This window comes from Candidatus Njordibacter sp. Uisw_058, assembly GCF_047730065.1.
Classification (GTDB): Bacteria; Pseudomonadota; Gammaproteobacteria; order Pseudomonadales; family Balneatricaceae; genus Njordibacter.
Genome location: NZ_CP159829.1, coordinates 2,479,761 through 2,502,387, shown reverse-complemented (window position 1 = coordinate 2,502,387; position 22,627 = coordinate 2,479,761). Strand labels below are relative to the sequence as shown.

Annotated in this window: 25 protein-coding genes; 24 read left to right on the top strand and 1 reads right to left on the bottom strand. The window is 47.4% G+C overall.

Annotation, left to right across the window (positions count from 1 at the left end):
- Positions 1–2: 2 nt before the first annotated feature.
- Positions 3–4,232, top strand: coding sequence for a DNA-directed RNA polymerase subunit beta' (gene rpoC / locus ABXT59_RS11715; protein WP_443636289.1), 4,230 nt, complete (start codon positions 3–5; stop codon positions 4,230–4,232).
- A gap of 180 nt (positions 4,233–4,412) precedes the next feature.
- On the opposite strand, the gene fusA (ABXT59_RS11710) is transcribed toward rpoC, so the two are convergent.
- Positions 4,413–6,500 (bottom strand): elongation factor G, encoded by a 2,088-nt coding sequence (gene fusA / locus ABXT59_RS11710; RefSeq protein ID WP_443636288.1) that lies wholly within the window; start codon positions 6,498–6,500, stop codon positions 4,413–4,415.
- A gap of 355 nt (positions 6,501–6,855) precedes the next feature.
- Between fusA (ABXT59_RS11710) and rpsL the strand changes: the two genes are divergently transcribed.
- The 23 genes from rpsL to rpsN all read left to right on the top strand — a co-directional run bounded on the left by rpsL (position 6,856) and on the right by rpsN (position 22,598).
- Positions 6,856–7,230: a 30S ribosomal protein S12 gene (gene rpsL, locus ABXT59_RS11705; RefSeq protein WP_443636287.1), complete on the top strand. Its 375-nt coding sequence runs from the start codon at positions 6,856–6,858 to the stop codon at positions 7,228–7,230.
- A 218-nt stretch (positions 7,231–7,448) separates the two neighbouring features.
- Positions 7,449–7,919 (top strand): 30S ribosomal protein S7, encoded by a 471-nt coding sequence (rpsG, locus tag ABXT59_RS11700; protein ID WP_443628004.1) that lies wholly within the window; start codon positions 7,449–7,451, stop codon positions 7,917–7,919.
- Between the two features lie 29 nt (positions 7,920–7,948).
- Positions 7,949–10,042 carry an elongation factor G gene (gene fusA, locus ABXT59_RS11695; protein WP_443636286.1) on the top strand — a complete coding sequence of 698 codons (2,094 nt, stop codon included), beginning with the start codon at positions 7,949–7,951 and terminating at the stop codon, positions 10,040–10,042.
- Between the two features lie 19 nt (positions 10,043–10,061).
- Positions 10,062–11,285, top strand: coding sequence for an elongation factor Tu (tuf, locus tag ABXT59_RS11690; RefSeq protein ID WP_443636285.1), 1,224 nt, complete (start codon positions 10,062–10,064; stop codon positions 11,283–11,285).
- A gap of 243 nt (positions 11,286–11,528) precedes the next feature.
- Complete coding sequence (locus tag ABXT59_RS11685; protein WP_443636284.1) at positions 11,529–12,296, top strand: SDR family NAD(P)-dependent oxidoreductase; 768 nt, start codon at positions 11,529–11,531, stop codon at positions 12,294–12,296.
- Between the two features lie 282 nt (positions 12,297–12,578).
- A complete protein-coding gene (locus ABXT59_RS11680; RefSeq protein WP_443636283.1) occupies positions 12,579–13,184 on the top strand; it encodes a helix-turn-helix domain-containing protein in 606 nt (201 codons plus the stop codon).
- A gap of 61 nt (positions 13,185–13,245) precedes the next feature.
- Positions 13,246–14,445 carry a glycine C-acetyltransferase gene (locus ABXT59_RS11675; RefSeq protein WP_443636282.1) on the top strand — a complete coding sequence of 400 codons (1,200 nt, stop codon included), beginning with the start codon at positions 13,246–13,248 and terminating at the stop codon, positions 14,443–14,445.
- 107 nt (positions 14,446–14,552) lie between these two features.
- Entirely contained in the window at positions 14,553–15,578 is a 1,026-nt protein-coding gene (gene tdh / locus ABXT59_RS11670) for an L-threonine 3-dehydrogenase (RefSeq protein WP_443638610.1), read from the top strand.
- Between the two features lie 225 nt (positions 15,579–15,803).
- Entirely contained in the window at positions 15,804–16,115 is a 312-nt protein-coding gene (gene rpsJ / locus ABXT59_RS11665) for a 30S ribosomal protein S10 (protein WP_046483976.1), read from the top strand.
- 136 nt (positions 16,116–16,251) lie between these two features.
- A complete protein-coding gene (rplC, locus tag ABXT59_RS11660; RefSeq protein WP_443636281.1) occupies positions 16,252–16,890 on the top strand; it encodes a 50S ribosomal protein L3 in 639 nt (212 codons plus the stop codon).
- A gap of 16 nt (positions 16,891–16,906) precedes the next feature.
- Positions 16,907–17,509: a 50S ribosomal protein L4 gene (rplD, locus tag ABXT59_RS11655; RefSeq protein ID WP_443636280.1), complete on the top strand. Its 603-nt coding sequence runs from the start codon at positions 16,907–16,909 to the stop codon at positions 17,507–17,509.
- Positions 17,506–17,802 (top strand): 50S ribosomal protein L23, encoded by a 297-nt coding sequence (gene rplW / locus ABXT59_RS11650; RefSeq protein ID WP_046483971.1) that lies wholly within the window; start codon positions 17,506–17,508, stop codon positions 17,800–17,802. The genes rplD and rplW overlap by 4 nt, the downstream gene beginning before the upstream one ends.
- A 10-nt stretch (positions 17,803–17,812) precedes the next feature.
- On the top strand, positions 17,813–18,640 hold the full coding sequence (gene rplB / locus ABXT59_RS11645) for a 50S ribosomal protein L2 (protein WP_443636279.1): 828 nt from the start codon (positions 17,813–17,815) through the stop codon (positions 18,638–18,640).
- 20 nt (positions 18,641–18,660) lie between these two features.
- The gene (rpsS, locus tag ABXT59_RS11640; RefSeq protein ID WP_443636278.1) at positions 18,661–18,936 is read left to right on the top strand and encodes a 30S ribosomal protein S19; all 276 of its coding nucleotides are present in this window, start codon (positions 18,661–18,663) and stop codon (positions 18,934–18,936) included.
- An 11-nt stretch (positions 18,937–18,947) separates the two neighbouring features.
- Positions 18,948–19,280 (top strand): 50S ribosomal protein L22, encoded by a 333-nt coding sequence (rplV, locus tag ABXT59_RS11635; protein ID WP_046483989.1) that lies wholly within the window; start codon positions 18,948–18,950, stop codon positions 19,278–19,280.
- A gap of 8 nt (positions 19,281–19,288) precedes the next feature.
- A complete protein-coding gene (rpsC, locus tag ABXT59_RS11630; protein WP_443636277.1) occupies positions 19,289–19,969 on the top strand; it encodes a 30S ribosomal protein S3 in 681 nt (226 codons plus the stop codon).
- An 11-nt stretch (positions 19,970–19,980) separates the two neighbouring features.
- A complete protein-coding gene (rplP, locus tag ABXT59_RS11625) occupies positions 19,981–20,394 on the top strand; it encodes a 50S ribosomal protein L16 (RefSeq protein WP_443636276.1) in 414 nt (137 codons plus the stop codon).
- Complete coding sequence (gene rpmC, locus ABXT59_RS11620) at positions 20,394–20,585, top strand: 50S ribosomal protein L29 (RefSeq protein WP_443636275.1); 192 nt, start codon at positions 20,394–20,396, stop codon at positions 20,583–20,585. Before rplP ends, rpmC begins: the two co-directional genes overlap by 1 nt.
- Position 20,586: 1 nt before the next feature.
- Positions 20,587–20,850, top strand: coding sequence for a 30S ribosomal protein S17 (gene rpsQ / locus ABXT59_RS11615; protein WP_443636274.1), 264 nt, complete (start codon positions 20,587–20,589; stop codon positions 20,848–20,850).
- A gap of 102 nt (positions 20,851–20,952) precedes the next feature.
- Complete coding sequence (rplN, locus tag ABXT59_RS11610; RefSeq protein WP_443627987.1) at positions 20,953–21,321, top strand: 50S ribosomal protein L14; 369 nt, start codon at positions 20,953–20,955, stop codon at positions 21,319–21,321.
- Positions 21,322–21,415: 94 nt separating this feature from the next.
- Entirely contained in the window at positions 21,416–21,730 is a 315-nt protein-coding gene (gene rplX / locus ABXT59_RS11605; protein ID WP_443636273.1) for a 50S ribosomal protein L24, read from the top strand.
- Positions 21,731–21,743: 13 nt separating this feature from the next.
- Positions 21,744–22,283 (top strand): 50S ribosomal protein L5, encoded by a 540-nt coding sequence (rplE, locus tag ABXT59_RS11600; RefSeq protein ID WP_443636272.1) that lies wholly within the window; start codon positions 21,744–21,746, stop codon positions 22,281–22,283.
- A 9-nt stretch (positions 22,284–22,292) separates the two neighbouring features.
- Positions 22,293–22,598 (top strand): 30S ribosomal protein S14, encoded by a 306-nt coding sequence (rpsN, locus tag ABXT59_RS11595; protein ID WP_443636271.1) that lies wholly within the window; start codon positions 22,293–22,295, stop codon positions 22,596–22,598.
- The last annotated feature ends 29 nt before the right edge of the window (positions 22,599–22,627 follow it).

Sequence of the window (22,627 nt, the reverse complement as noted above, 5' to 3'; positions counted from 1 at the left end):
CAATGAAAGACTTATTAAAATTATTGAAAGCCCAAGGTCACTCGGACGAGTTTGACTCGATCCGTATTGGTTTGGCATCGCCAGAAATGATTCGTTCATGGTCATTTGGTGAAGTGAAAAAGCCAGAAACCATTAACTACCGTACCTTCAAGCCAGAGCGTGAAGGCTTGTTTTGTGCCAAAATTTTTGGCCCAGTTAAAGACTATGAATGTTTGTGCGGTAAGTACAAGCGTTTGAAGCATCGTGGTGTCATCTGTGAAAAATGTGGTGTTGAAGTCGCACTGGCTAAGGTTCGTCGCGAGCGCATGGGCCACATTGAATTAGCCAGTCCCGTGGCGCATATCTGGTTCCTTAAATCTTTACCTTCACGTATTGGTTTATTACTAGACATTACCTTGCGCGATATTGAACGCGTGCTTTATTTTGAAAGCTACATCGTTATCGATCCAGGCATGACCACCTTAGAACGTGGTCAGATGATGAACGATGAACAGTACTTTGAAGCCATGGAAGAATTTGGTGATGACTTTGATGCCCGCATGGGTGCTGAAGCTATTCAAGCATTGTTGAAAGACTTGGACATGGCCCAAGAAGCAGCCCAGTTGCGTGAAGATATCCCTGCAACCAATTCTGAAACTAAAATTAAGAAGCTATCTAAGCGCTTAAAATTGATGGAAGCCTTTTTGGCTTCAGGCAACAAGCCTGAATGGATGGTGTTGACGGTACTACCTATCTTACCACCTGACTTGCGTCCTTTGGTGCCTCTAGATGGTGGCCGTTTTGCTACCTCAGATTTAAACGATTTATATCGCCGTGTGATTAACCGTAACAATCGTTTAAAGCGTTTGTTGGATTTGAGTGCGCCCGACATCATCGTTCGTAACGAAAAGCGTATGCTGCAAGAGTCGGTTGATGCCTTATTAGATAATGGCCGTCGTGGACGCGCCATCACTGGATCGAATAAGCGTCCATTGAAATCTTTGGCTGACATGATCAAAGGCAAGCAAGGTCGTTTCCGTCAAAACCTATTAGGTAAGCGCGTAGACTACTCTGGTCGTTCAGTTATTGTGGTAGGTCCATACTTACGTTTGCATCAGTGTGGTTTGCCTAAGAAAATGGCCTTGGAATTATTCAAGCCATTCATCTTCTCGAAGCTGGAATTACGTGGTCTTGCGACGACTATTAAAGCGGCTAAGAAGATGGTGGAACGTGAAACGGCTGAAGTGTGGGATATTCTTGCAGAAGTCATCCGTGAACATCCAGTCATGCTTAACCGTGCGCCGACACTTCACCGTCTGGGTATTCAAGCCTTTGAGCCTGTATTAATTGAAGGTAAGGCGATTCAGCTTCACCCACTCGTATGTGCGGCCTACAACGCCGACTTCGACGGTGACCAAATGGCGGTCCACGTGCCTCTAACAATCGAAGCTCAGCTTGAATGCCGAGCCTTGATGATGTCGACTAACAATATCTTGTCACCAGCTAACGGCGACCCCATTATTGTTCCATCTCAGGACGTAGTTTTGGGTATCTACTTCATGACTCGTGACCGTATCAATGCCAAAGGTGAAGGTATGGTCTTTGCTGACGTAGCCGAAGTGCAGCGTGCCTATGGCGCCAAGCATGTCGATCTACAAGCTAAAGTTAAGGTGCGTGTGACCGAGTATGTTAAGTCTGAAGATGGCGCAATGCAGGCTACAAATGTAGTGACTGATACCACCGTTGGACGGGCTCTTTTGTCTGAGATTATGCCTAAAGGGTTACCTTACAGCTTAATCAACCAGACCATGAAGAAAAAAGGTATCTCTACCTTAATCAACGCCTGTTATCGAAACGTGGGTCTTAAAGAAACAGTTATTTTTGCTGACCAATTGATGTATACCGGCTTTGCTTATGCGACTCGCTCTGGTGCTTCTGTTGGTGTTAACGATTTCGTTATCCCAGCCAAGAAAGAGATCATCATTAACGGCGCTGAAGATGAAGTGCGTGAAATTGAAGCGCAGTTCCGCGATGGTTTGGTAACGCAGGGTGAAAAGTACAATAAGGTGATCGATATCTGGTCCCGTGCTAATGAACTTGTTGCTGGCGCTATGATGGATAGCTTGAAAATTGACACCGTGATTAATGCTGCGGGTGAAGAAGTTGAGCAAGAGTCCTTCAACTCAGTCTATATGATGGCTGACTCAGGCGCTCGTGGTAGTGCTGCGCAGATGCGGCAGTTGGGTGGTATGCGTGGTTTGATGGCTAAACCAGATGGTTCAATCATTGAAACGCCGATTACTGCTAACTTCCGCGAAGGTCTTTCAGTGCAGGAATACTTCATCTCTACTCACGGAGCCCGTAAGGGTTTGGCCGATACAGCTTTGAAGACAGCTAACTCTGGTTACCTGACTCGTCGTCTGGTAGACGTTGCACAAGACTTGGTGGTTACTGAGGTGGATTGTGGTACCGAAGATGGTCTAACCATGCTACCTGTGATTGATGGTGGTGATGTGCGTGTACCCTTAGGTGACCGTATCTTGGGACGCATGATTGCAGAAGATGTAGTCAACCCAACCACGGGTGAATTACTCATTGCGAAAAACACCTTAATTGATGAAGCTTGGGTTGAGCGTTTAGAGAATGACGAAAGCTTGTCTTCAGTAGACGAAGTAAAAGCGCGTTCACCTATTACCTGTGAAACCCGCCATGGTATTTGTTCTAGCTGTTATGGACGTGACCTAGGTCGCGGCCATCAGGTTAACATTGGTGAGGCGGTCGGCGTAGTGGCTGCACAATCTATTGGTGAGCCAGGTACACAGCTTACTATGCGTACCTTCCACATTGGTGGTGCGGCATCTAGAGCAGCAGCAGAAGACAAGATCCAAGTGAAAAATGGTGGTGAAATTCGCTTACATAACTTAAAGGCTGTAACCCGTACTGATGGCAACATGGTCACCACGTCTCGTTCTGTAGAAGTGGGTGTAACCGATCAACACGGTCGTGAGCGCGAACGTTATAAGCTACCTTACGGTTCTTTGATTCAAGTGAGCGATGGCGCTCGTGTAGAAGCTGGAGAAGTTGCAGCGACTTGGGATCCACACACTCACCCGATCGTCTCAGAAATGGCGGGTAAGGTGGTGTTTGTTGGGCTAGATGAGGGCCTTACTATAAGTCTTCGTACTGATGATCTAACGGGTCTGAGTTCTATCCAAGTGCTGACTGTCGGTGAACGACCAGCAGCGGGTAAAGACCTGCGCCCTATGATCAAACTGGTTGATGCAAAAGGTAACGATATCATCAATCCGGAATCTGGAGCTCCAGCTCAGTATCTGCTTCCTGGTGGCGCTTTATTATCTATTACTGACGGTGGTCAGGTAGAAATTGGCGATGTAGTTGCACGTATTCCACAAGAAAGTGCGACCACTAAGGACATCACGGGTGGTTTGCCTCGCGTAGCTGACTTATTTGAAGCACGTAAGCCAAAAGAAGCGGCTATCTTAGCCGAAGTCTCTGGCATCGTAAGCTACGGTAAGGAAACTAAGGGTAAGAACCGTCTGGTCATCACGCCTACCGATGGCAGTGATAACTATGAAGAGCTTATTCCCAAGTGGCGTGTACTCAACGTATTTGAAGGTGAAACGGTTGTAAAAGGTGAAGTAATCGCCGATGGCCCATTCAACCCACACGATATATTACGTATCTTGGGTGTTGAGGAGCTCGCTCGTTACATCACCACTGAAGTGCAAGACGTATACCGTCTGCAGGGTGTTGTGATTAACGATAAGCACATCGAAGTCATTGTACGTCAAATGTTACGTAAGGTTGATGTGGTTGCTTCTGGCGACACTAACTTGATTAAAGGTGATCAGGTTGAATACACTCGCTACTTAGAAGCGAATGAGAAAATGGTCGCAGAAGACAAAATCATCTCTCATATGCAGCGCGTATTGCTAGGTATTACTAAGTCGTCCCTGGCCACCGAATCCTTTATCTCAGCAGCGTCTTTCCAAGAGACCACCCGAGTATTGACTGAAGGTGCAGTAACCGGCAAGAAGGACCATTTACGTGGCCTTAAGGAAAACGTGGTCGTAGGCCGCTTGATCCCAGCTGGAACAGGTTTGGCATACCACTCAGAACGTAAGCGTAAGCGTGCAGAATTACGGGCTTCTGAAGGTGTTTCAACCGTCAGTGCAGAAGAAGTGCAAGCAGCACTCACAGAAGCGCTGCAAGCTGAGATGACAGCCAGTTAGATGGGCCGTCATTAAACATTACTATGAGCTGCTTTAGCTCACAGTGATGCCATTAAAAAGCCCGACTTGTGCGGGTTTTTTTGTGCCCAAAAATAAGCGCTGTTAGTATCTATTCATTTTATCAGGCCAAAAAAAACCCCACTTTGGAATGTCCAGAGTGGGGTGTGTTTTAAAGCCAGCTTACTTAGCGGCTTTTCTTTCCTTTTCTTCAGCGATTACCTTTTCAGAAACGCTGTTGGGGCAGTGCATGTAATGTGCAAATTCCATAGAGAACTGACCACGGCCAGAAGTCATGGTGCGCAAGTGGCCAATGTAACCAAACATCTCTGAAAGAGGTACGTTGGCTTTAATGCGTACGCCAGTAACCCCCGCTTCTTGGTCATTGATCATGCCGCGACGACGGTTTAAATCACCAATAACATCGCCCACGTGATCATCTGGAGTAAATACGTCAACCTTCATGATCGGCTCTAGTAACTGAGGACCGGCCTTAGGCATTGATTGACGATAAGCGCCTTTAGCCGCAATTTCAAAGGCGATGGCAGAGGAGTCAACCGCATGGAAGCCACCATCAACCAATTCAATTTCAACGTCTAAAAGTGGGAAACCTGCCAATGGGCCTTCGACCATCATGGTGCGAAAACCTTTTTCAATCGCTGGGAAGTATTCCTTCGGTACGTTACCACCCACAACAGACGATTTGAAAAGGAAGCCAGATCCAGTTTCACCTGGAGTTACAATATAGTCGATCTTGCCATATTGACCAGAACCACCCGATTGCTTCTTGTGGGTATAGCTGTCTTCTAGCTTAGTGGTAATCGTTTCACGGTAGGCCACTTGTGGTTCACCGACAATAAGATCTACGCCATAAGTACGGTTGAGGATGTCTACTTTAATATCTAAATGCAGCTCACCCATGCCCTTTAGAATGGTTTCACCTGAGTCTTCGTCTGTTTCAACAATAAATGAAGGATCTTCTGCAACCATCTTACCAATGGCAATACCCATTTTTTCAGTAGACGCTTTATCTTTCGGTGTCACTGAGATGGAGATCACAGGTTCTGGGAAGATCATTGGCTCAAGTGTACATTCGTGCTTAGGATCGCAAAGCGTGTGACCTGTCTGTACGTTTTTCATACCTACAATCGCAATGATATCACCCGCTTGAGCTGAACTTAATTCAGTACGCTCATCAGCGTGCATTTCTACCATGCGGCCCACACGTTCGCTCTTGCCGGTGTAGGAGTTAAGGATGGTGTCACCCTTCTTTAGGGTACCAGAGTAAAGACGTACAAAGGTTAAGGCGCCGTAACGGTCATCCATAATCTTAAAGGCTAGGGCGCGCAATGGCTGTTCGATAGCAACCAGAGCAAATTCACCGTTAGCTTCACCGGTTTCTTTATCTGTTAAAGGCTGTGGCTTAACTTCTGTGGGGCTTGGTAGGTAATCGATGACTGCATCAAGAATCAACTGTACGCCTTTGTTCTTAAAGGCAGAACCGCAGTAAGTGGGGAAGAAGTCTAGGGCGATAGTACCCTTGCGGATACAACGCTTAATGTCTGCCATTGAAGGCATAGTGCCTTCTAAATAAGCTTCCATGAGGTCGTCATCTTGCTCGAGTGCGGTTTCAACTAACTTTTCATAGTATTCGTCAACTAACTCAACCATATCTTCTGGAACTGGCTGAATTTCATAATTTTCTGGTAAGCCAGTGTCGTCCCATACGAACGCTTGCTTAGATAAAACGTCAACTACGCCCACGAAGTTTTCTTCGACGCCAATTGGTAATGTCATGACCAATGGGTTAGCGGCAAGCACGCTTTCTACTTGATCAACGACGCGCAGAAAGTCTGCACCCATGCGGTCCATCTTATTAACTAAAATGATACGTGCAACTTCTGATTCGTTAGCGTAACGCCAGTTGGTCTCTGACTGAGGTTCTACACCGCCAGAACCACAGAATACACCGACACCGCCGTCGAGTACTTTAAGAGAACGATACACTTCTACAGTAAAGTCTACGTGTCCTGGAGTATCGATGATATTCATGCGATGGTCTTTCCAGAAGCAGGTTGTGGCTGCTGACTGGATAGTTATACCGCGCTCAGCTTCTTGGGTCATGAAGTCTGTAGTGGATTCGCCATCATGAACTTCACCTGTCTTATGGATTTTACCCGTAAGCTTAAGAATACGTTCTGTGGTAGTTGTTTTGCCCGCATCTACGTGAGCAAAAATACCGATATTACGGTATAAGTTTAAGTCAGCCATGAGGGCTCCAGTTAGTTACAGTCTTAAAAAGTCGCGGTATTGTACAGGATTCGTGGGCTTATATCGAATCAAAAAAGGCAAAAAGGGTGACTATGTTGGGTTAATTAACCATGATTTATGTTTTTTCTCCTGTTTGTCGCTATTGATCTGGTCAAATCCACTAAAATGGGGTGTTTATTTGCTCAGGCTGGCTAAAAATACGCCTTATATAGCTTGACGCTCATCTACCAAAGCGAATATAATTCATCGCCCGAAATTGGCAGGCAAATATAGTCCTGTGTATTTTTGGGTATGTCGGCGGTACTAGCAAATAGGTTGTTAGTGTTGTGCCGATGAAGCATGTGGAGTTTGCATAATGGCAACAGTTAACCAGTTGGTTCGTAAGCCTCGTAAGCGTAAAGTCGTAAAGAGTGATGTACCTGCATTGCAGGCCTGTCCTCAGCGTCGTGGCGTTTGCACTAGGGTTTATACAACTACACCTAAGAAGCCTAACTCTGCTCTACGTAAAGTATGTCGTGTGCGTTTGACGAACGGTTTTGAAGTTACCTCCTATATTGGTGGTGAAGGTCATAACCTACAAGAGCACAGTGTTGTATTGATCCGTGGCGGTCGTGTAAAAGACTTGCCAGGTGTTCGTTACCATACAGTACGTGGTTCTTTGGATACATCCGGCGTGAGCGATCGTAAACAGAGTCGTTCTAAGTACGGAACTAAGCGTCCTAAGTCTTAATGAAACTTTCCTTAGTGGGTTACTCGTAACCAGCTAGGACGGGCAGTTGCTATGGATGTGTTATGCACATGTAACACGTAAGTCGTGATTGTTAGCCAGATTGCTTTTTAGCAGCTGGCCATGAGACTTATCGAGAACCGATAAGAGTAAGGTCAGGTAAGCACTTAATTATGAGTGTTAATTCCTGAACATAACCTGAAGTATATTTGAGGCCCATCATGCCAAGAAGAAGAGTTGTCGCCAAACGTGACATCCTGCCAGATCCTAAGTTTGGCAACGTCACCCTAGCCAAGTTCATGAACCATGTCATGATCTCTGGCAAGAAGTCAGTCGCAGAGCGTATCGTTTACGGTGCTCTAGAAAAGATCGTCGAGCGTAAAGGCGGTGATCCACTAGAAGTATTTGAAGCGGCGTTAGAAGCTATCCAACCTATGGTCGAAGTTAAATCTCGCCGTGTGGGTGGAGCGACTTACCAAGTACCAGTTGAAGTCCGTCCTGCACGTCGTTCTGCTCTAGCTATGCGCTGGTTAGTAGACTACTCTCGCAAGCGCGGCGAAAAGTCTATGGCTTTGCGTCTTGCTGGTGAGATTTTAGACGCTGCGGAAGGCAAAGGCGCTGCGGTTAAAAAACGTGAAGACGTTCACCGCATGGCTGAAGCCAACAAAGCCTTCTCTCACTTCCGCTTCTAAGCAGACCCGAGAGTATAGAGAGAACTGTCATGGCTCGTAAAACACCAATTGATCGTTACCGTAACATCGGTATCGTGGCTCATGTAGATGCAGGTAAAACTACAACTACAGAGCGGGTTTTGTTTTACACAGGCCGCTCCCATAAGATTGGTGAGGTGCACGATGGTGCAGCCACCATGGATTGGATGGAGCAGGAACAAGAACGCGGTATCACCATCACCTCGGCGGCGACTACCTGTTTTTGGAAAGGCATGAGCCAGCAGTTCGAAGACCACCGCATTAACATTATTGATACCCCGGGACACGTAGACTTCACCATTGAAGTAGAGCGTTCTTTGCGGGTATTAGATGGTGCGGTGGTGGTATTGTGTGGTACCTCCGGCGTCCAGCCGCAGACCGAAACCGTATGGCGTCAAGCCAATAAATACCGTGTACCCCGCATGGTATTTGTCAACAAAATGGACCGAGCAGGGGCCGACTTCCTTATGGTAGTTGAGCAACTGAAGGAACGTCTTGGAGCCAATGCTGTGCCCATTCACTTGGCCATTGGTGCTGAAGATGAGTTCAGGGGCGTCATCGACCTTGTACTGATGAAGAGCATCATGTGGAATGAAGAAGACCAAGGCATGACCTATGAGTTGGAAGATATTCCTGCTGATATGCAGGCTCAGGCCGATGATTTTCATGAACAGCTTGTTGAAGCCGCAGCCGAAGCGGATGATGAACTCATGGAAAGGTACCTGGAAGAAGGCGCCCTTTCTATTGATGACATTAAAGTGGGATTGCGCAAGCGTACGTTAGCCAATGAAATTGTGTTAGTGCATGCAGGTTCCGCCTTTAAAAATAAAGGTGTGCAAGCGGTGCTGGATTCAGTGATTGAGTTTATGCCTTCGCCGATTGAAGTCAAAGCGATCGAGGGTACTCTAGACGATGGTAAGGGTACGTTGGCCGTACGTGAAGCTAGTGATAAAGCACCTTTTGCTGCTTTGGCATTTAAAATTGCTACGGACCCCTTTGTGGGTACCTTAACCTTTATGCGAGTCTACTCGGGCGTATTAAACTCAGGCGATCACGTGTTTAACTCAGTTAAAGAGAAGCGTGAACGTGTCGGTCGGATGGTGCAAATGCATGCTAACGATCGTGAAGAGATTAAAGAAGTGCGTGCGGGTGACATTGCAGCTGCCATTGGTCTTAAAGATGTAACAACAGGCGATACCCTGTGTTCAGTAGACAATAAAATTGTGCTTGAACGTATGGAATTCCCTGAACCGGTTATCTCTGTGGCTGTAGAGCCACGCTCTGTAGCGGATCAAGAGAAAATGGGTGTTGCCTTGGGTAAGCTTGCTCAAGAAGATCCATCTTTTAGAGTCAGAACTGACCAAGAAACAGGCCAAACTATTATCGCTGGTATGGGTGAGTTACACCTTGATATCATCGTTGATCGGATGCGCCGAGAATTTAGTGTTGAAGCCAATATAGGTAAGCCACGTGTGGCTTACCGTGAAAAGATTCGTGCTACCGTTGATGCCAACCATAAGTTTGTGCGTCAGTCTGGTGGTCGCGGTCAGTATGGCCACGTTGTAATTGAATTTAGCCCTTCTGATGAGGAAGGTCTAGAATTTGTTAATGACATCGTGGGTGGAGCTATTCCTCGTGAATATATCCCAGCCATACATAAAGGAATTGAAGAACAGATGAAAAACGGCGTTATCGCCGGCTATCCTCTGTTGGGTCTTAAAGCCCGTTTGTATGACGGTTCCTTCCACGACGTTGACTCCAATGAAATGGCCTTTAAAATCGCAGCTTCTCAATGTTTGAAGAAGTTTGCTCAATTGGCAGACCCGTGTTTGTTAGAGCCGATGATGAAGGTTGAAGTGGTAACCCCAGAAGAGAACATGGGAGACGTAATGGGAGACCTGAATCGTCGTCGTGGTCTAGTCCAGGGTATGGATGACAGCTCTGCTGGTAAAATCATCAATGCACAAGTGCCATTAGGAGAAATGTTTGGTTATGCTACTGATTTGCGTTCTGCAACTCAGGGTAGAGCCAGCTACTCTATGGAATTTGAATGCTATTCAGAAGCGCCTCAGAATATTGCTGACGCGATTACTAATCAAGCCTAATTTTTAGAGGAATCTACGCATGGCTAAGGAAAAGTTTGAAAGAAATAAGCCGCACGTAAACGTCGGCACCATTGGTCACGTTGACCACGGTAAAACTACATTAACCGCTGCATTGACTCGTGTTTGTGCAGAAGCTTTTGGTGGAGAACTAAAAGACTTCTCTCAAATCGACAACGCACCTGAAGAGCGTGAGCGTGGTATCACCATCGCTACTTCACACGTTGAGTATGATTCTGAGCAGCGTCATTACGCCCACGTTGACTGTCCTGGACACGCTGACTATGTGAAGAACATGATCACTGGTGCGGCGCAGATGGACGGTGCTATTCTAGTATGTGGTGCGACTGACGGCCCTATGCCTCAGACTCGTGAGCACATCCTTTTGTCACGTCAAGTAGGTGTACCTTTCATCGTTGTGTTCTTAAACAAAGCTGACTTGTTAGCTGAAGATTGTGGCGGTGCAGACTCAGAAGAATACGCAGAGATGCTAGAGCTTGTTGAAATGGAACTTCGTGAGTTGTTAGACGAGTACGAATTCCCAGGTGACGACACGCCCATCATCCCAGGATCTGCCTTAATGGCATTGAACGGCGAAGACGCAAACGAAATGGGTACTACTGCAGTGCGTAAGTTAGTTGATGCACTAGATAGCTACATCCCGCAACCAGAGCGTGCCATTGATGGCAACTTCTTGATGCCTATTGAAGATGTATTCTCAATCCAAGGCCGTGGCACTGTAGTGACCGGTCGTATTGAGCGTGGCATCGTTAACGTTGGTGACGACGTAGAAATGATCGGTATCAAGGACACGACTAAGTCGACTTGTACGGGTGTTGAGATGTTCCGTAAGTTGCTTGACGAAGGTCGTGCAGGTGAGAACGTGGGTGTACTACTACGTGGTACTAAGCGCGAAGACGTGGAACGTGGTCAAGTTCTTGCTAAGCCTGGTTCAATCACTCCACACACCACGTTTGAAGCTGAAGTATACGTACTAGGTAAAGACGAAGGCGGACGCCATACTCCTTTCTTTAAGGGCTACCGTCCACAGTTTTACTTCCGTACGACTGACATCACGGGTGCTTGTGAGTTGCCAGCAGGCGTAGAAATGGTAATGCCTGGTGATAACATCCAAATGGTGGTTGAGTTAATCAACCCTATTGCGATGGATGAAGGTTTACGCTTCGCTATTCGTGAAGGTGGCCGTACCGTTGGTGCAGGTGTTGTGGCTAAAATCCTAGCTTAATCATGAGTCATTAAATAGTTAAAAAAGGCTTCCCAAGCTTCGGCTTAGGAAGCCTTTTTTTGTGCCTGTTGAACAAGTCTATGCAAGGTTAAGCAAGGTTAAGCACAGTTAAGCGCGGTTCAGCAGGGTCAGGCAGTGAGTAGGCGTCACCATTGAATTGGAGAGGCATTTGAATTTGGTTAGGATACCCACATTAGCCGTGTTAAAATGTTCGGCTTATTTTTCACTCTTTGGTTACTCAATATGATTCAGCTTCCCCACACTCCTTCCTTTGAACTAAAGGGCAAGCATGCCCTCATTACTGGGGCCTCATCTGGTATCGGCTTGGCCTTAGCTGCGGCAATTGCGCAGGCTGGAGCTAAGGTAACAGTGGCGGCACGGCGTGAAGATCAATTAAAAGCTTTGGTGGCTGCGCTTGTAGCAGAGGGTCATGCAGCAGACTACTTGATCATGGATATTGCCAATGTGGAGCAAACCACCAGTCAAGTGGAGCGGCATGGGCCTTTCGATGTGTTAGTTAATAGTGCTGGGCTTGCCATTCATGGTCCTGCAGTAGACACGCAGCCAGCCGATTTTGACGCGGTCATGAACCTCAATCTAAAAGGGGCTTATTTTCTGACTCAAGCCGTAGCAAAAGGGCTTATTGCCGCTGGAAAGCCGGGTTCGTTAATTAATGTGTCCTCTCAAATGGCGGTAGTAGGTGGCATAGAGCGGGCCGTTTATTGTGCTACCAAACATGCGGTTGAAGGCTTCACTAAGGCCATGGCCATTGAATTTGGCCCCCATGGTATTCGAGTAAATACCCTATGTCCCACTTTTGTTCGCACCGCGCTCACTGCACCCACCTTTGCCAACCCAGAAAAGCTGGCTTGGATCGAAGATAAAATTAAACTAGGCCGGGTGGGGGAGGTGGAAGACCTCATGGGAGCTGTGGTTTATCTAGCCAGTGAAGCCTCAGCCATGGTCACGGGCATTGGGCATTTAGTCGATGGTGGTTGGACTGCTGACTAACCCCCGTGCTTCATTATCAGCTCATCAACTTTGTGCATTGGGGTCGTCTTAAGATGGTCTATTCCGCTGCACGTCTTCTACCCGTCTATTGTTGTTAAATAGCCTCTAACCCGCCTATTAATGTTTTGCTAGTGCCTCACTCTTTAAAATTTTGCACATGAGTTTTACAGCTTAAAACTGTTACCTTGACTTAAATCGATGTAATTTATTATTTTAATATACATTTAAATAGTTATAATTTACTATCACTGCCTACTGTTAATGATCTAGAAGGTGACTCATGTGTTAAAAACTAATCCAGAGGTAGGCTTCAAGTTAGCCGGCCAGCGCATGGGTTTGCGTTTGCGTAAGGTGCGCCAGCAGCAGGGTCAATCCCTTGATGCCTTGGCAGTGAAGGTGGGTGTAAATAAACTCACACTAGGCAAGATTGAGCGCGGTGAAGGTAACCCCACCTTGTCGGTGATTTGGAAAATTGCCAATGGTTTGGGTGTGCCTTTTTCTAGTTTGCTGGGTCAAGACATGCCGCCTCAGGTGAGCCGTTTCACGCAACAGGCCGATATGAGTAGTCCCGATGGCCAGTTTTTAGCTCATGCCATGACTAACATGCAAGAACAGTGCACCTTTGATGTGCAGATAGCCCGCATAGAAGCGGGTAATCACTATCAATCTGAGCCCCATGCGGAGGGAGTAGTAGAGCTAGTATGCCTCATTGAGGGGCAAATAGTTGTCGAAGTTGACGGTGACCGTTATACCCTTGAACCGCTAGACTGCCTGCGTTTTTGTGCTGATCAAGCGCACAGTTATTTTAATCCAGGCCAAACCGAAGCAGTGTTCCATTGCATTATTGCCTATCGACAGTTGAGCAGCGACAAGGCCCACAGTTACTAGCGCCAAAGGTTATTAATGCCCATATAGCCAAGCCAAAAACACCATCACCAAGGAGCGCTTTATGACCAGCCATCCATTAAACTTAAATACTCGTTTGCAGCAACAGCTAGATAGCCTCCATGAACAAGGTTTGTTTAAGCATGAGCGAGCTCTTACGTCGCCACAAGACGCAAATATTACTGACGCTCAGGGTGAGAGCGCCATTAATTTGTGTGCCAATAATTACTTGGGGTTGGCCAACCACCCAAGTTTAATTGAGGCGGCCAAACAGGCTTTAGATAGTCATGGCTTTGGCATGGCTTCGGTGCGTTTTATCTGCGGTACGCAAACCCTGCACCAACATTTGGAGCAACGCCTTGCTGAATTTTTGGGTTTTCAAGATGCTATTCTTTACTCCTCTTGCTTTGATGCCAACACGGGTTTGTTTGAAACCCTTTTGGATGCTCAAGATGCCATTATTAGTGACAGCCTTAATCATGCCAGCATTATCGATGGCGTGCGGTTATGTAAGGCGCAACGCTTGCGCTATGCCAATAATGACCTGCAGGCCTTAGAGCAGCAATTACAGGCAGCCAAAGACGCACGCACCCGTTTGGTGGTCACCGACGGGGTATTCTCCATGGACGGCAGTCTCGCCAACTTGTCTGCTGTGTGTGACCTCGCTGAGCAATATGATGCCATGGTTATGGTGGACGATTCCCATGCTGTGGGCTTTGTTGGCGAACAAGGGCGAGGCAGCCATGAACAATGCAATGTGATGGGCCGTGTGGATATGATGACTGGTACTTTTGGTAAAGCTTTGGGTGGGGCTTCAGGGGGTTATGTGGTGGCTAGCAAAGCGGTTATTGCTTGGCTCAGGCAGCGTTCACGGCCCTATCTCTTTTCGAATGCCTTGGCTCCGGCCATTTGTGCAGCCACCCTAAAGGCTCTGGATTTAGTGCTTCAGCAGCCTCAACTACGCCAACAATTATGGCTCAATGCCAGCCACTTTCGTGAGCGTATGCAAGACTTAGGGTTCCAGCTATTGGGGGCCGATCATGCCATTATTCCCGTGCTTTTGGGTGACGCAGTGCTGGCTGCTGAATTCGCCAAGCGTATGCAAGCCTTGGGTATTTATGTGGTGAGTTTCTGTTTTCCTGTGGTACCCCAAGATCAGGCGCGCATTCGTGTTCAAATGTCGGCGGCTTTAAGCCTTGAGCAAATTGATGAAGCTATTCAAGCATTTACCCAAGTGGGCCGTGAACTAGAGGTGATCCAATGAAAACTCACACACCTGCAGACACCAACACACTTACAGGCACCAACACACTTACAGGCACCAACACACTTACAGGCACCAACACACTTACAGGCACCGACACTGAGACGATGCCCGCCTTGGTAAAGCAACACGCTCGCCCTGGTTTATGGCTCATGGACATCGCTTTACCTACCATGGGTGATCATGATGTGATGGTCAAAATAAGCCACACTGCCATTTGTGGCACCGACATGCATATTTATAATTGGGATGAGTGGGCGCAGTCAACCATTCCAGTGGGCATGGCCGTGGGTCATGAGTTTGTGGGCCATATTGTGGCCATGGGTAGTCAAGTTAAGGCCTACCATATTGGCCAACGCGTATCAGGCGAAGGCCACATTACCTGTGGTCATTGTCGCAACTGCAGGGCGGGCAGGCGCCACCTGTGCATTCACACGGTGGGCGTTGGGGTTAACCGAGCCGGAGCCTTTGCTCAGTACCTCAGCTTGCCAGTTGATAATGTGTTTGTAGTGCCTGATAACATTGATGACCAGCATGCAGCCATCTTCGATCCCTTAGGCAATGCCGTGCATACGGCCCTTAGCTTTGATCTAGTGGGTGAAGATGTGCTTATTACCGGTGCAGGCCCCATTGGCTTAATGGCGGCAGCTATTGCTCGTCATGTGGGCGCCCGCCAAGTGGTGGTGACTGATATTAATCCTCACCGCTTGCGGTTGGCTGAGGCCATGGGCGCCACCCGCAGCGTTAATGTGGCCCATGAAGACATGGCTGAGGTCATGGCCGAGCTCAACATACAAGAAGGCTTTGACGTGGGCTTAGAAATGTCGGGTGTAGAATCGGCGTTTGAGCAGATGCTTAAGCACATGAACCATGGCGGTAAAATCGCCATGCTGGGCATTTTAAGCGGCAAAGTGGCCATTGACTGGGGGCAGGTGATCTTCAAAGGCCTTACCATTAAAGGCATTTATGGTCGCGAAATGTACGAGACCTGGTACAAGGCCGCAGCTATGTTGCAATCGGGCCTTAATATAGAACCTATCCTCACCCACCGGTTTAACATGCAAGACTTTGAGCAGGGCTTTGCGGCCATGGCGGCGGGCACCAGTGGCAAGGTGGTGCTTACATGGAATTAAGCGCTGTTTAATTTCACATCTGTGTTGACTCTGGCGCTTTTCCACTAGGCTAATCCCATTGGGGACGGTTCGTTGTGCAGTGTATTTTTGCGTTATGTTTCGTTGCAATCGTTTGGCTAATCCCGTACAATCCCGTACCCATTTTATTTGGGCCACAAGGCTTTATGCTTTTTGGTGCGAAAATGGGCTAGATTTAAACCCGTTTAAAGAAGGTTGTAGTCGATAATGCAAAACCAAAAAATCCGTATTCGGTTGAAGGCTTTTGATCATCGTCTGATTGATTCTTCTACGTTGGAAATCGTAGATACTGCTAAGCGTACTGGCGCTCAGGTTCGTGGTCCAATTCCACTGCCTACTCGCAAGGAACGTTTTACAGTTCTGACTTCACCGCACGTCAACAAAGACGCGCGTGATCAGTACGAAATCCGCACCCACAAGCGTGTGCTAGACATCGTTGACCCTACAGAAAAAACTGTAGACGCATTGATGAAGCTAGACCTTGCTGCGGGCGTAGATGTTCAGATCAGCTTGAGCTAATCGAATTTTAGTGCCGAAAGGCAGTGCGACAGCGCTTAAAACATGTATTTATTTTTATTTTTCGTGCAATTGACGTGTATCGTCAGCCGTAGTGGGTAAGCAGCCCCGTGCACAACTGGCAATTTGAGGTAATACAATGACTATTGGATTAGTCGGACGGAAGGCGGGCATGACCCGTGTATTCACCGAAGCAGGTGATTCCGTGCCAGTCACCGTTATCGAGGTTGATCCCAACCGCGTAACGCAAGTGAAGACAGCAGATACTGACGGCTATGCAGCCATTCAGATTACTGTTGGCGAACGTCGCGCTTCACGCGTTACTAAGGCTGCTGCAGGCCATTTTGCTAAGGCAAATTCTGCTGCTGGTCGTGGTTTATGGGAAATGCGCAATGTTGATGGCGAAGAAGTCTCTGTTGGCGATAAGCTATCTGTCGAACGTTTTGAAGTTGGTCAGAAAGTAGACGTTACAGGCCAATCAAAAGGTAAGGGCTTTCAGGGTGGTATCAAGCGGTGGAATTTTACCATGCAAGATGCAACTCACGGCAACTCTCTCTCCCACCGTTCTATCGGTTCTATTGGACAGTGTCAAACCCCCGGTCGAGTCTGGAAAGGCAAGAAAATGGCGGGTCATATGGGCTCTGAACAAGTTACTACCCAATCACTAGAAGTCGTTCGCGTTGACACAGAAAACAATCTGTTGTTAATCAAAGGCGCTGTTCCTGGTGCACCCGGTGGTGATGTGATCGTTAGACCTACCGTCAAAATCCGTCGGTAAGGCTTAGGAGAATATCATGAATTTAAATCTTGTCGCAGGTGGTTCAGTTGAAGTGTCCGAAGTAGCCTTTGGTCGTGACTTCAATGAAGCGCTTGTTCATCAAGTAGTTACCGCATATCTAGCTGGCGGCCGTCAAGGCACTCGCAAGCAAAAGACCCGTTCAGAAGTGAGCGGTGGCGGTCGTAAGCCCTGGAATCAGAAGGGCACAGGTCGTGCACGTGCTGGTACTATTCGTAGCCCAATTTGGGTTGGCGGTGGTCGTACATTTGCAGCTCGTCCTCAAGATCACTCACAAAAGGTTAATCGTAAGATGTACCGTGCGGCGATGCAGTGCATCTTAGCCGAACTGGTGCGTCAAGAGCGCTTGATCGTAGTTGAGACCTTTGAGCTGGCTGAAGCTAAAACCAAGGCAATGCTTGTTAAGCTTGCTGAGTTTGGTGCTACCGACGCATTAATTGTGACTGAAGTCGTAGAAACGGGCCTCTACTTGGCCGCTCGTAACATTCCTAAGATCGACGTTGTTGATGCCGATGGCATTAACCCTGTTAGCTTGGTAGGAAGCGAGAAGGTTATTGTGACCGTTGCTGCTCTGAAGAAGATCGAGGAGTTGCTAGGATGAACCAAGAGCGTATTTATCAAGTGCTGCTAGGCCCACATATTTCTGAGAAAGCCACAATCGTCGCTGACGACGGTGGTCAGGTTGTTTTCCGCGTTGCCGCGGATGCGACTAAGCCAGAGATTAAAAAGGCTGTTGAGCAGTTGTTCGAAGTTAAGGTGGCGTCTGTGCGCGTGCTTAATGCTAAGGGTAAAGCTAAACGCACCCGTTATGGCATTGGTCACAAGGACAACATCCGTAAGGCGTATGTACGCTTAGCGGAAGGCCATGACATCGATTTCATCGCTGAGGCGTAAGGAGAAGCACATGTCTGTAGTTAAGTGTAAACCTACTTCTCCGGGTCGTCGTCACGTCATTAAAGTCGTACACGTTGATCTACACAAAGGTAAGCCATACGCTCCTTTGTTAGAGAAGAAGTCAAAGTCTGGCGGTCGTAATAATAACGGCCGTATCACTACCCGTCATATTGGTGGTGGTCATAAGCAGCATTATCGTATGGTCGACTTCAAGCGCAATAAAGATGGCATTCCAGCCACTGTAGAGCGTATTGAATACGATCCAAACCGCACTGCTAATATTGCACTTGTGCTTTATGCAGACGGCGAACGTCGTTACATCATTGCCTCAAAAGGCATGAAGGCTGGTGATCAAATCATCTCTGGTGCTGATGCGCCAATTAAGAGTGGTAACACCATGCCTCTACGCAATATCCCTATGGGTAGCGTAGTGCACTGCGTTGAAATGAAAGTAGGTAAGGGTGCGCAAATTGCTCGTTCTGCTGGTGCCTCTGTGCAACTGGTAGCGCGTGACGGTGATTACGCCACATTACGTCTACGTTCCGGCGAAATGCGTAAAATTCGTATTGAGTGTAAAGCCACTCTAGGCGAAGTAAGCAACTCCGAGCATAGCCTTCGGTCATTGGGTAAGGCTGGCGCCTCCCGCTGGCGTGGTGTTCGTCCTACCGTTCGCGGTGTGGCAATGAACCCAGTTGATCACCCACATGGTGGTGGTGAAGGTCGTACTTCTGGTGGTCGTCATCCCGTGTCACCATGGGGTACTCCAACTAAGGGTTACAAAACTCGTAGCAACAAGCGCACTGACAAACTTATTGTTCGTCGTCGAAACGCTAAATAACTTAAATAGAGGATACGGCTGTGCCACGTTCACTTAAGAAAGGTCCCTTCATCGACCTTCATTTGTTGAAAAAGGTTGAGACTGCAGTTGAAGCGAATGAACGTCGACCAATTAAAACTTGGTCGCGTCGCTCGACGATCTTCCCTAACTTTGTAGGGTTGACGATTGCAGTCCATAACGGACGCCAACACGTACCTGTTTTCGTAACTGAAGACATGGTAGGGCATAAACTCGGCGAATTTTCTGCGACAAGGACCTATAAGGGCCATGCAGCAGACAAGAAAGCCAAGCGTTAATGGAGAATATGATGGAAGTCACCGCAAAACATATGGGTGCCAGAATATCTGCTCAAAAAGCGCGTTTGGTTGTCGATCAAATTCGCGGAAAGCGCGTTGATGAAGCACTTACTATTCTAGCTTACAGTCCTAAAAAAGCTGCTGAGTTAGTCAAGAAAGTGTTAGATTCAGCGATTGCTAATGCAGAACATAACAACGGTCTAGACGTTGACGAATTAACGGTATCTACCGCGTTCGTTGACGAAGGTATGACTATGAAACGCATCAGTCCACGTGCCAAAGGCCGTGCCGACCGAATCTTGAAGCGTTCATGCCATATCACTTTAAAAGTCGCTGAGAAATAGGAGCTACCATGGGACAGAAAATTCATCCTACGGGTATTCGTCTTGGTATTGTGAAGGACCATACCTCAACTTGGTATGCGAACCGCTCTGCTTACGCGACTAACCTGTTGCAGGACTTAAAAGTTCGTGCCTTTTTGGAGCAGCGTCTTGAACGTGCTTCAGTGAGTCGCATCGAAATTGAGCGTCCTGCTAAAAATGCACGTATTACAATTCACACGGCTCGCCCTGGTATCGTTATCGGTAAGAAAGGCGAAGACGTAGAAAAGCTACGTAATGAATGTTCTAAAATGATGGGCGTGCCTGTGCACATCAACATTGAAGAAATTCGGAAGCCAGAATTGGATGCGAAACTCGTTGCACAAAGTGTAGCTGGTCAATTGGAGCGTCGGGTTATGTTCCGTCGCGCCATGAAGCGGGCTGTGCAAAACGCCATGCGTCTAGGTGCTGAAGGCATCAAGATTCAACTAGGTGGTCGTCTCGGTGGTGCAGAAATTGCACGTTCTGAGTGGTATCGTGAAGGTCGCGTTCCATTGCACACATTCCGTGCAGACATCGACTACGCTCCCTATGAAGCCAATACTACGTATGGCATCATCGGCGTTAAAGTGTGGATTTTTAAAGGCGAAATTCTGGGTGGTTTGGACGAAGTCCGTGCTGCTAAGAGCAACGCTCAGAAAAAAGCTAAATAGGGGATACTGTAATGTTGCAACCTAAACGCACAAAATTCCGCAAAATGCATAAAGGCCGTAACCGTGGTCTTGCACTTCGCGGAAGTAAAGTAAGCTTTGGTGAATTTGGTCTTAAGGCTACTGGCCGTGGCCGTATTACTGCCCGTCAAATTGAGGCGGCTCGTCGTACTATGACGCGTCATATCAAGCGTGGTGGTAAAATTTGGATCCGGGTTTTCCCAGACAAGCCAATTACTCAAAAGCCCCTTGAAGTTCGTCAAGGTAAAGGTAAGGGTAACGTTGAATATTGGGTTGCCCAAATTCAGCCTGGTAAAGTCTTGTTTGAAATGGAAGGTGTTTCAGAGCAACTAGCCAATGAAGCGTTTACGCTTGCTGCTGCTAAGTTGCCACTCGCCACCACTTTTGTTAAACGGACGGTGATGTAATGAATGCTGTTGAAATGCGTGAAAAATCTGTTGATGAATTGCAAGTGTCTTTACTGGACCTATTAAAGGAACAGTTTAACTTGCGCATGCAAAAGTCATCAGGTCAGTTAGGTCAGTCTCATTTATTGGGACAGGCGCGTCGCGATATCGCCCGCGTAAAGACTATTCTTAACGAAAAGGCAGGTAATTAATATGACGGCAACTGAACAATCTCGTCTGGCCACTGGCCGGGTTATCAGTGACAAGATGGAGAAATCCATCACGGTACTGATTGAGCGTCGTGTTAAGCACCCGATTTATCACAAGTATGTGAAGCGTTCTTCTAAGCTTCATGCACATGATGAGAATAATGAGTGTAACACTGGTGATTTAGTCACTATTGGTGAAACACGTCCGATTTCAAAGACTAAGTCTTGGTCTCTGGTAAAAATTGAAGAAAGCGTCGCAAAGGTGTAGAATACCCGCCTCGCTTCTAGGGAACTCCAATTTCAGGTACCTAAATTAGAAGAAATTCTAGTTGTTGGGCGTGAAATTGGCCCTAATTGTTTGGAGTAAATCATGATTCAGACTGAATCAATGCTAGACGTTGCTGATAATAGCGGCGCCAAGCGAGTACAGTGCATTAAGGTACTCGGCGGTTCTCACCGTCGTTACGCAGGCATCGGCGATGTCATCAAAATTACTGTTAAGGAAGCAATTCCTCGCGGTAAGGTGAAGAAAGGCCAAGTGCTTAAAGCTGTAGTAGTACGGACCCGTAAAGGTGTGCGTCGTCCGGATGGCTCTATCATCCGTTTTGACGTCAATTCTGCTGTGTTATTGAACGCATCAGACGCCCCAATTGGTACTCGTATCTTCGGCCCAGTAACTCGTGAGTTGCGTACCGAGAAATTTATGAAAATTATTTCCCTGGCACCTGAAGTACTATAAAACTCCGCAAGGAGGCTTATTCCCTTATTAAAGGGGAGTGAGAGTGCGGTTGCACTTTTGCTAGTGTGAGAAGGTTGTAGGAAAGGATAAAGACATGCTTAAAATTAAGCGCGATGACGAGATAATCGTCATCGCAGGCAGAGACAAGGGCAAGCGCGGCACCGTCGCAAAAGTTCTTGATGGTCGCTTTATTGTGTCTGGCATTAATATGGTTAAGAAAAACCAAAAGCCAAACCCAACAACGAACCAACCTGGCGGCATCATTGATATGGAAGCACCGATTGCGGCTTCTAATGTTGCTATTTTCAACTCCGCGACTGGCAAGGGCGACCGTGTTGGCTTCAAGATTCTTGAAGACGGCAGTAAGGTACGTATCTACAAGTCCAGCGGCGAAGTGATCGGCGCATAAGGGGATTCGGACTATGTCAAGACTAAAAGCATTATACAAAAACGAAGTGGCAGCCAAACTCCATACAGAGTTGAAGCTAGCTAACGTTAACGAAGTTCCAAAGATCACCAAAATTACCCTGAACATGGGTGTTGGTGAAGGCATTGGCGATAAGAAGATGATCGAAAACGCAGTAGCTGACTTACAAGCTATCGCCGGTCAAAAAGTTGTTGTCACCTTAGCGCGTAAGTCTATTGCAGGCTTTAAAGTGCGTGAAGGTTGGCCAGTCGGATGTAAAGTTACTTTACGCGGCCAGCAAATGTGGGAATTTTTCGACCGTTTGGTAGATATTTCTATCCCACGTATCCGTGACTTCCGAGGCTTAAATCCTAAGTCGTTCGATGGACGCGGTAACTACAGCATGGGTGTGCGCGAGCAGATCATTTTCCCTGAAATCGAATACGATAAAGTGGATAAGCTACGGGGTATGGATATTACTATCACTACCACAGCACGTAACAACGACGAAGGTTTGGCGCTATTAACAGCCCTTAACTTCCCGTTCAAAAAGTAGGGCGATAACATGGCTAAATCTTCCATGAAGGCGCGTGAAGACAAGCGTGCAAAAACTGTTGCTAAGTTTGCCGCTAAGCGCGATGCAATCAAAGTAATTTTAAACGACGTTAATACCAGCGAAGAAGATCGTTGGGATGCACAAATGGCTTTGCAAAAGTTGCCTCGCAACGCAAGTCCAGTGCGTCAAATGCGCCGTTGTCAAATCACAGGTCGTCCACATGCGGTTTACCGTAAGTTCGGCCTATCACGTATCAAGCTTCGTGAAGCGGCGATGCGTGGAGATGTACCAGGCCTTAAAAAGGCATCCTGGTAAAAAGTTGGCGATGAAGCTTATTTGCTTTG

Coding starts and splice junctions, on each gene's coding strand:
- rpoC (WP_443636289.1), top strand. CDS start 3: ATGAAAGACTTATTAAAATTATTGAAAGCCCAAGGTCACTCGGACGAG.
- fusA (WP_443636288.1), bottom strand. CDS start 6,500: ATGGCTGACTTAAACTTATACCGTAATATCGGTATTTTTGCTCACGTA.
- rpsL (WP_443636287.1), top strand. CDS start 6,856: ATGGCAACAGTTAACCAGTTGGTTCGTAAGCCTCGTAAGCGTAAAGTC.
- rpsG (WP_443628004.1), top strand. CDS start 7,449: ATGCCAAGAAGAAGAGTTGTCGCCAAACGTGACATCCTGCCAGATCCT.
- fusA (WP_443636286.1), top strand. CDS start 7,949: ATGGCTCGTAAAACACCAATTGATCGTTACCGTAACATCGGTATCGTG.
- tuf (WP_443636285.1), top strand. CDS start 10,062: ATGGCTAAGGAAAAGTTTGAAAGAAATAAGCCGCACGTAAACGTCGGC.
- ABXT59_RS11685 (WP_443636284.1), top strand. CDS start 11,529: ATGATTCAGCTTCCCCACACTCCTTCCTTTGAACTAAAGGGCAAGCAT.
- ABXT59_RS11675 (WP_443636282.1), top strand. CDS start 13,246: ATGACCAGCCATCCATTAAACTTAAATACTCGTTTGCAGCAACAGCTA.
- tdh (WP_443638610.1), top strand. CDS start 14,553: ATGCCCGCCTTGGTAAAGCAACACGCTCGCCCTGGTTTATGGCTCATG.
- rpsJ (WP_046483976.1), top strand. CDS start 15,804: ATGCAAAACCAAAAAATCCGTATTCGGTTGAAGGCTTTTGATCATCGT.
- rplC (WP_443636281.1), top strand. CDS start 16,252: ATGACTATTGGATTAGTCGGACGGAAGGCGGGCATGACCCGTGTATTC.
- rplD (WP_443636280.1), top strand. CDS start 16,907: ATGAATTTAAATCTTGTCGCAGGTGGTTCAGTTGAAGTGTCCGAAGTA.
- rplW (WP_046483971.1), top strand. CDS start 17,506: ATGAACCAAGAGCGTATTTATCAAGTGCTGCTAGGCCCACATATTTCT.
- rplB (WP_443636279.1), top strand. CDS start 17,813: ATGTCTGTAGTTAAGTGTAAACCTACTTCTCCGGGTCGTCGTCACGTC.
- rplV (WP_046483989.1), top strand. CDS start 18,948: ATGGAAGTCACCGCAAAACATATGGGTGCCAGAATATCTGCTCAAAAA.
- rpsC (WP_443636277.1), top strand. CDS start 19,289: ATGGGACAGAAAATTCATCCTACGGGTATTCGTCTTGGTATTGTGAAG.
- rplP (WP_443636276.1), top strand. CDS start 19,981: ATGTTGCAACCTAAACGCACAAAATTCCGCAAAATGCATAAAGGCCGT.
- rpmC (WP_443636275.1), top strand. CDS start 20,394: ATGAATGCTGTTGAAATGCGTGAAAAATCTGTTGATGAATTGCAAGTG.
- rpsQ (WP_443636274.1), top strand. CDS start 20,587: ATGACGGCAACTGAACAATCTCGTCTGGCCACTGGCCGGGTTATCAGT.
- rplN (WP_443627987.1), top strand. CDS start 20,953: ATGATTCAGACTGAATCAATGCTAGACGTTGCTGATAATAGCGGCGCC.
- rplX (WP_443636273.1), top strand. CDS start 21,416: ATGCTTAAAATTAAGCGCGATGACGAGATAATCGTCATCGCAGGCAGA.
- rplE (WP_443636272.1), top strand. CDS start 21,744: ATGTCAAGACTAAAAGCATTATACAAAAACGAAGTGGCAGCCAAACTC.
- rpsN (WP_443636271.1), top strand. CDS start 22,293: ATGGCTAAATCTTCCATGAAGGCGCGTGAAGACAAGCGTGCAAAAACT.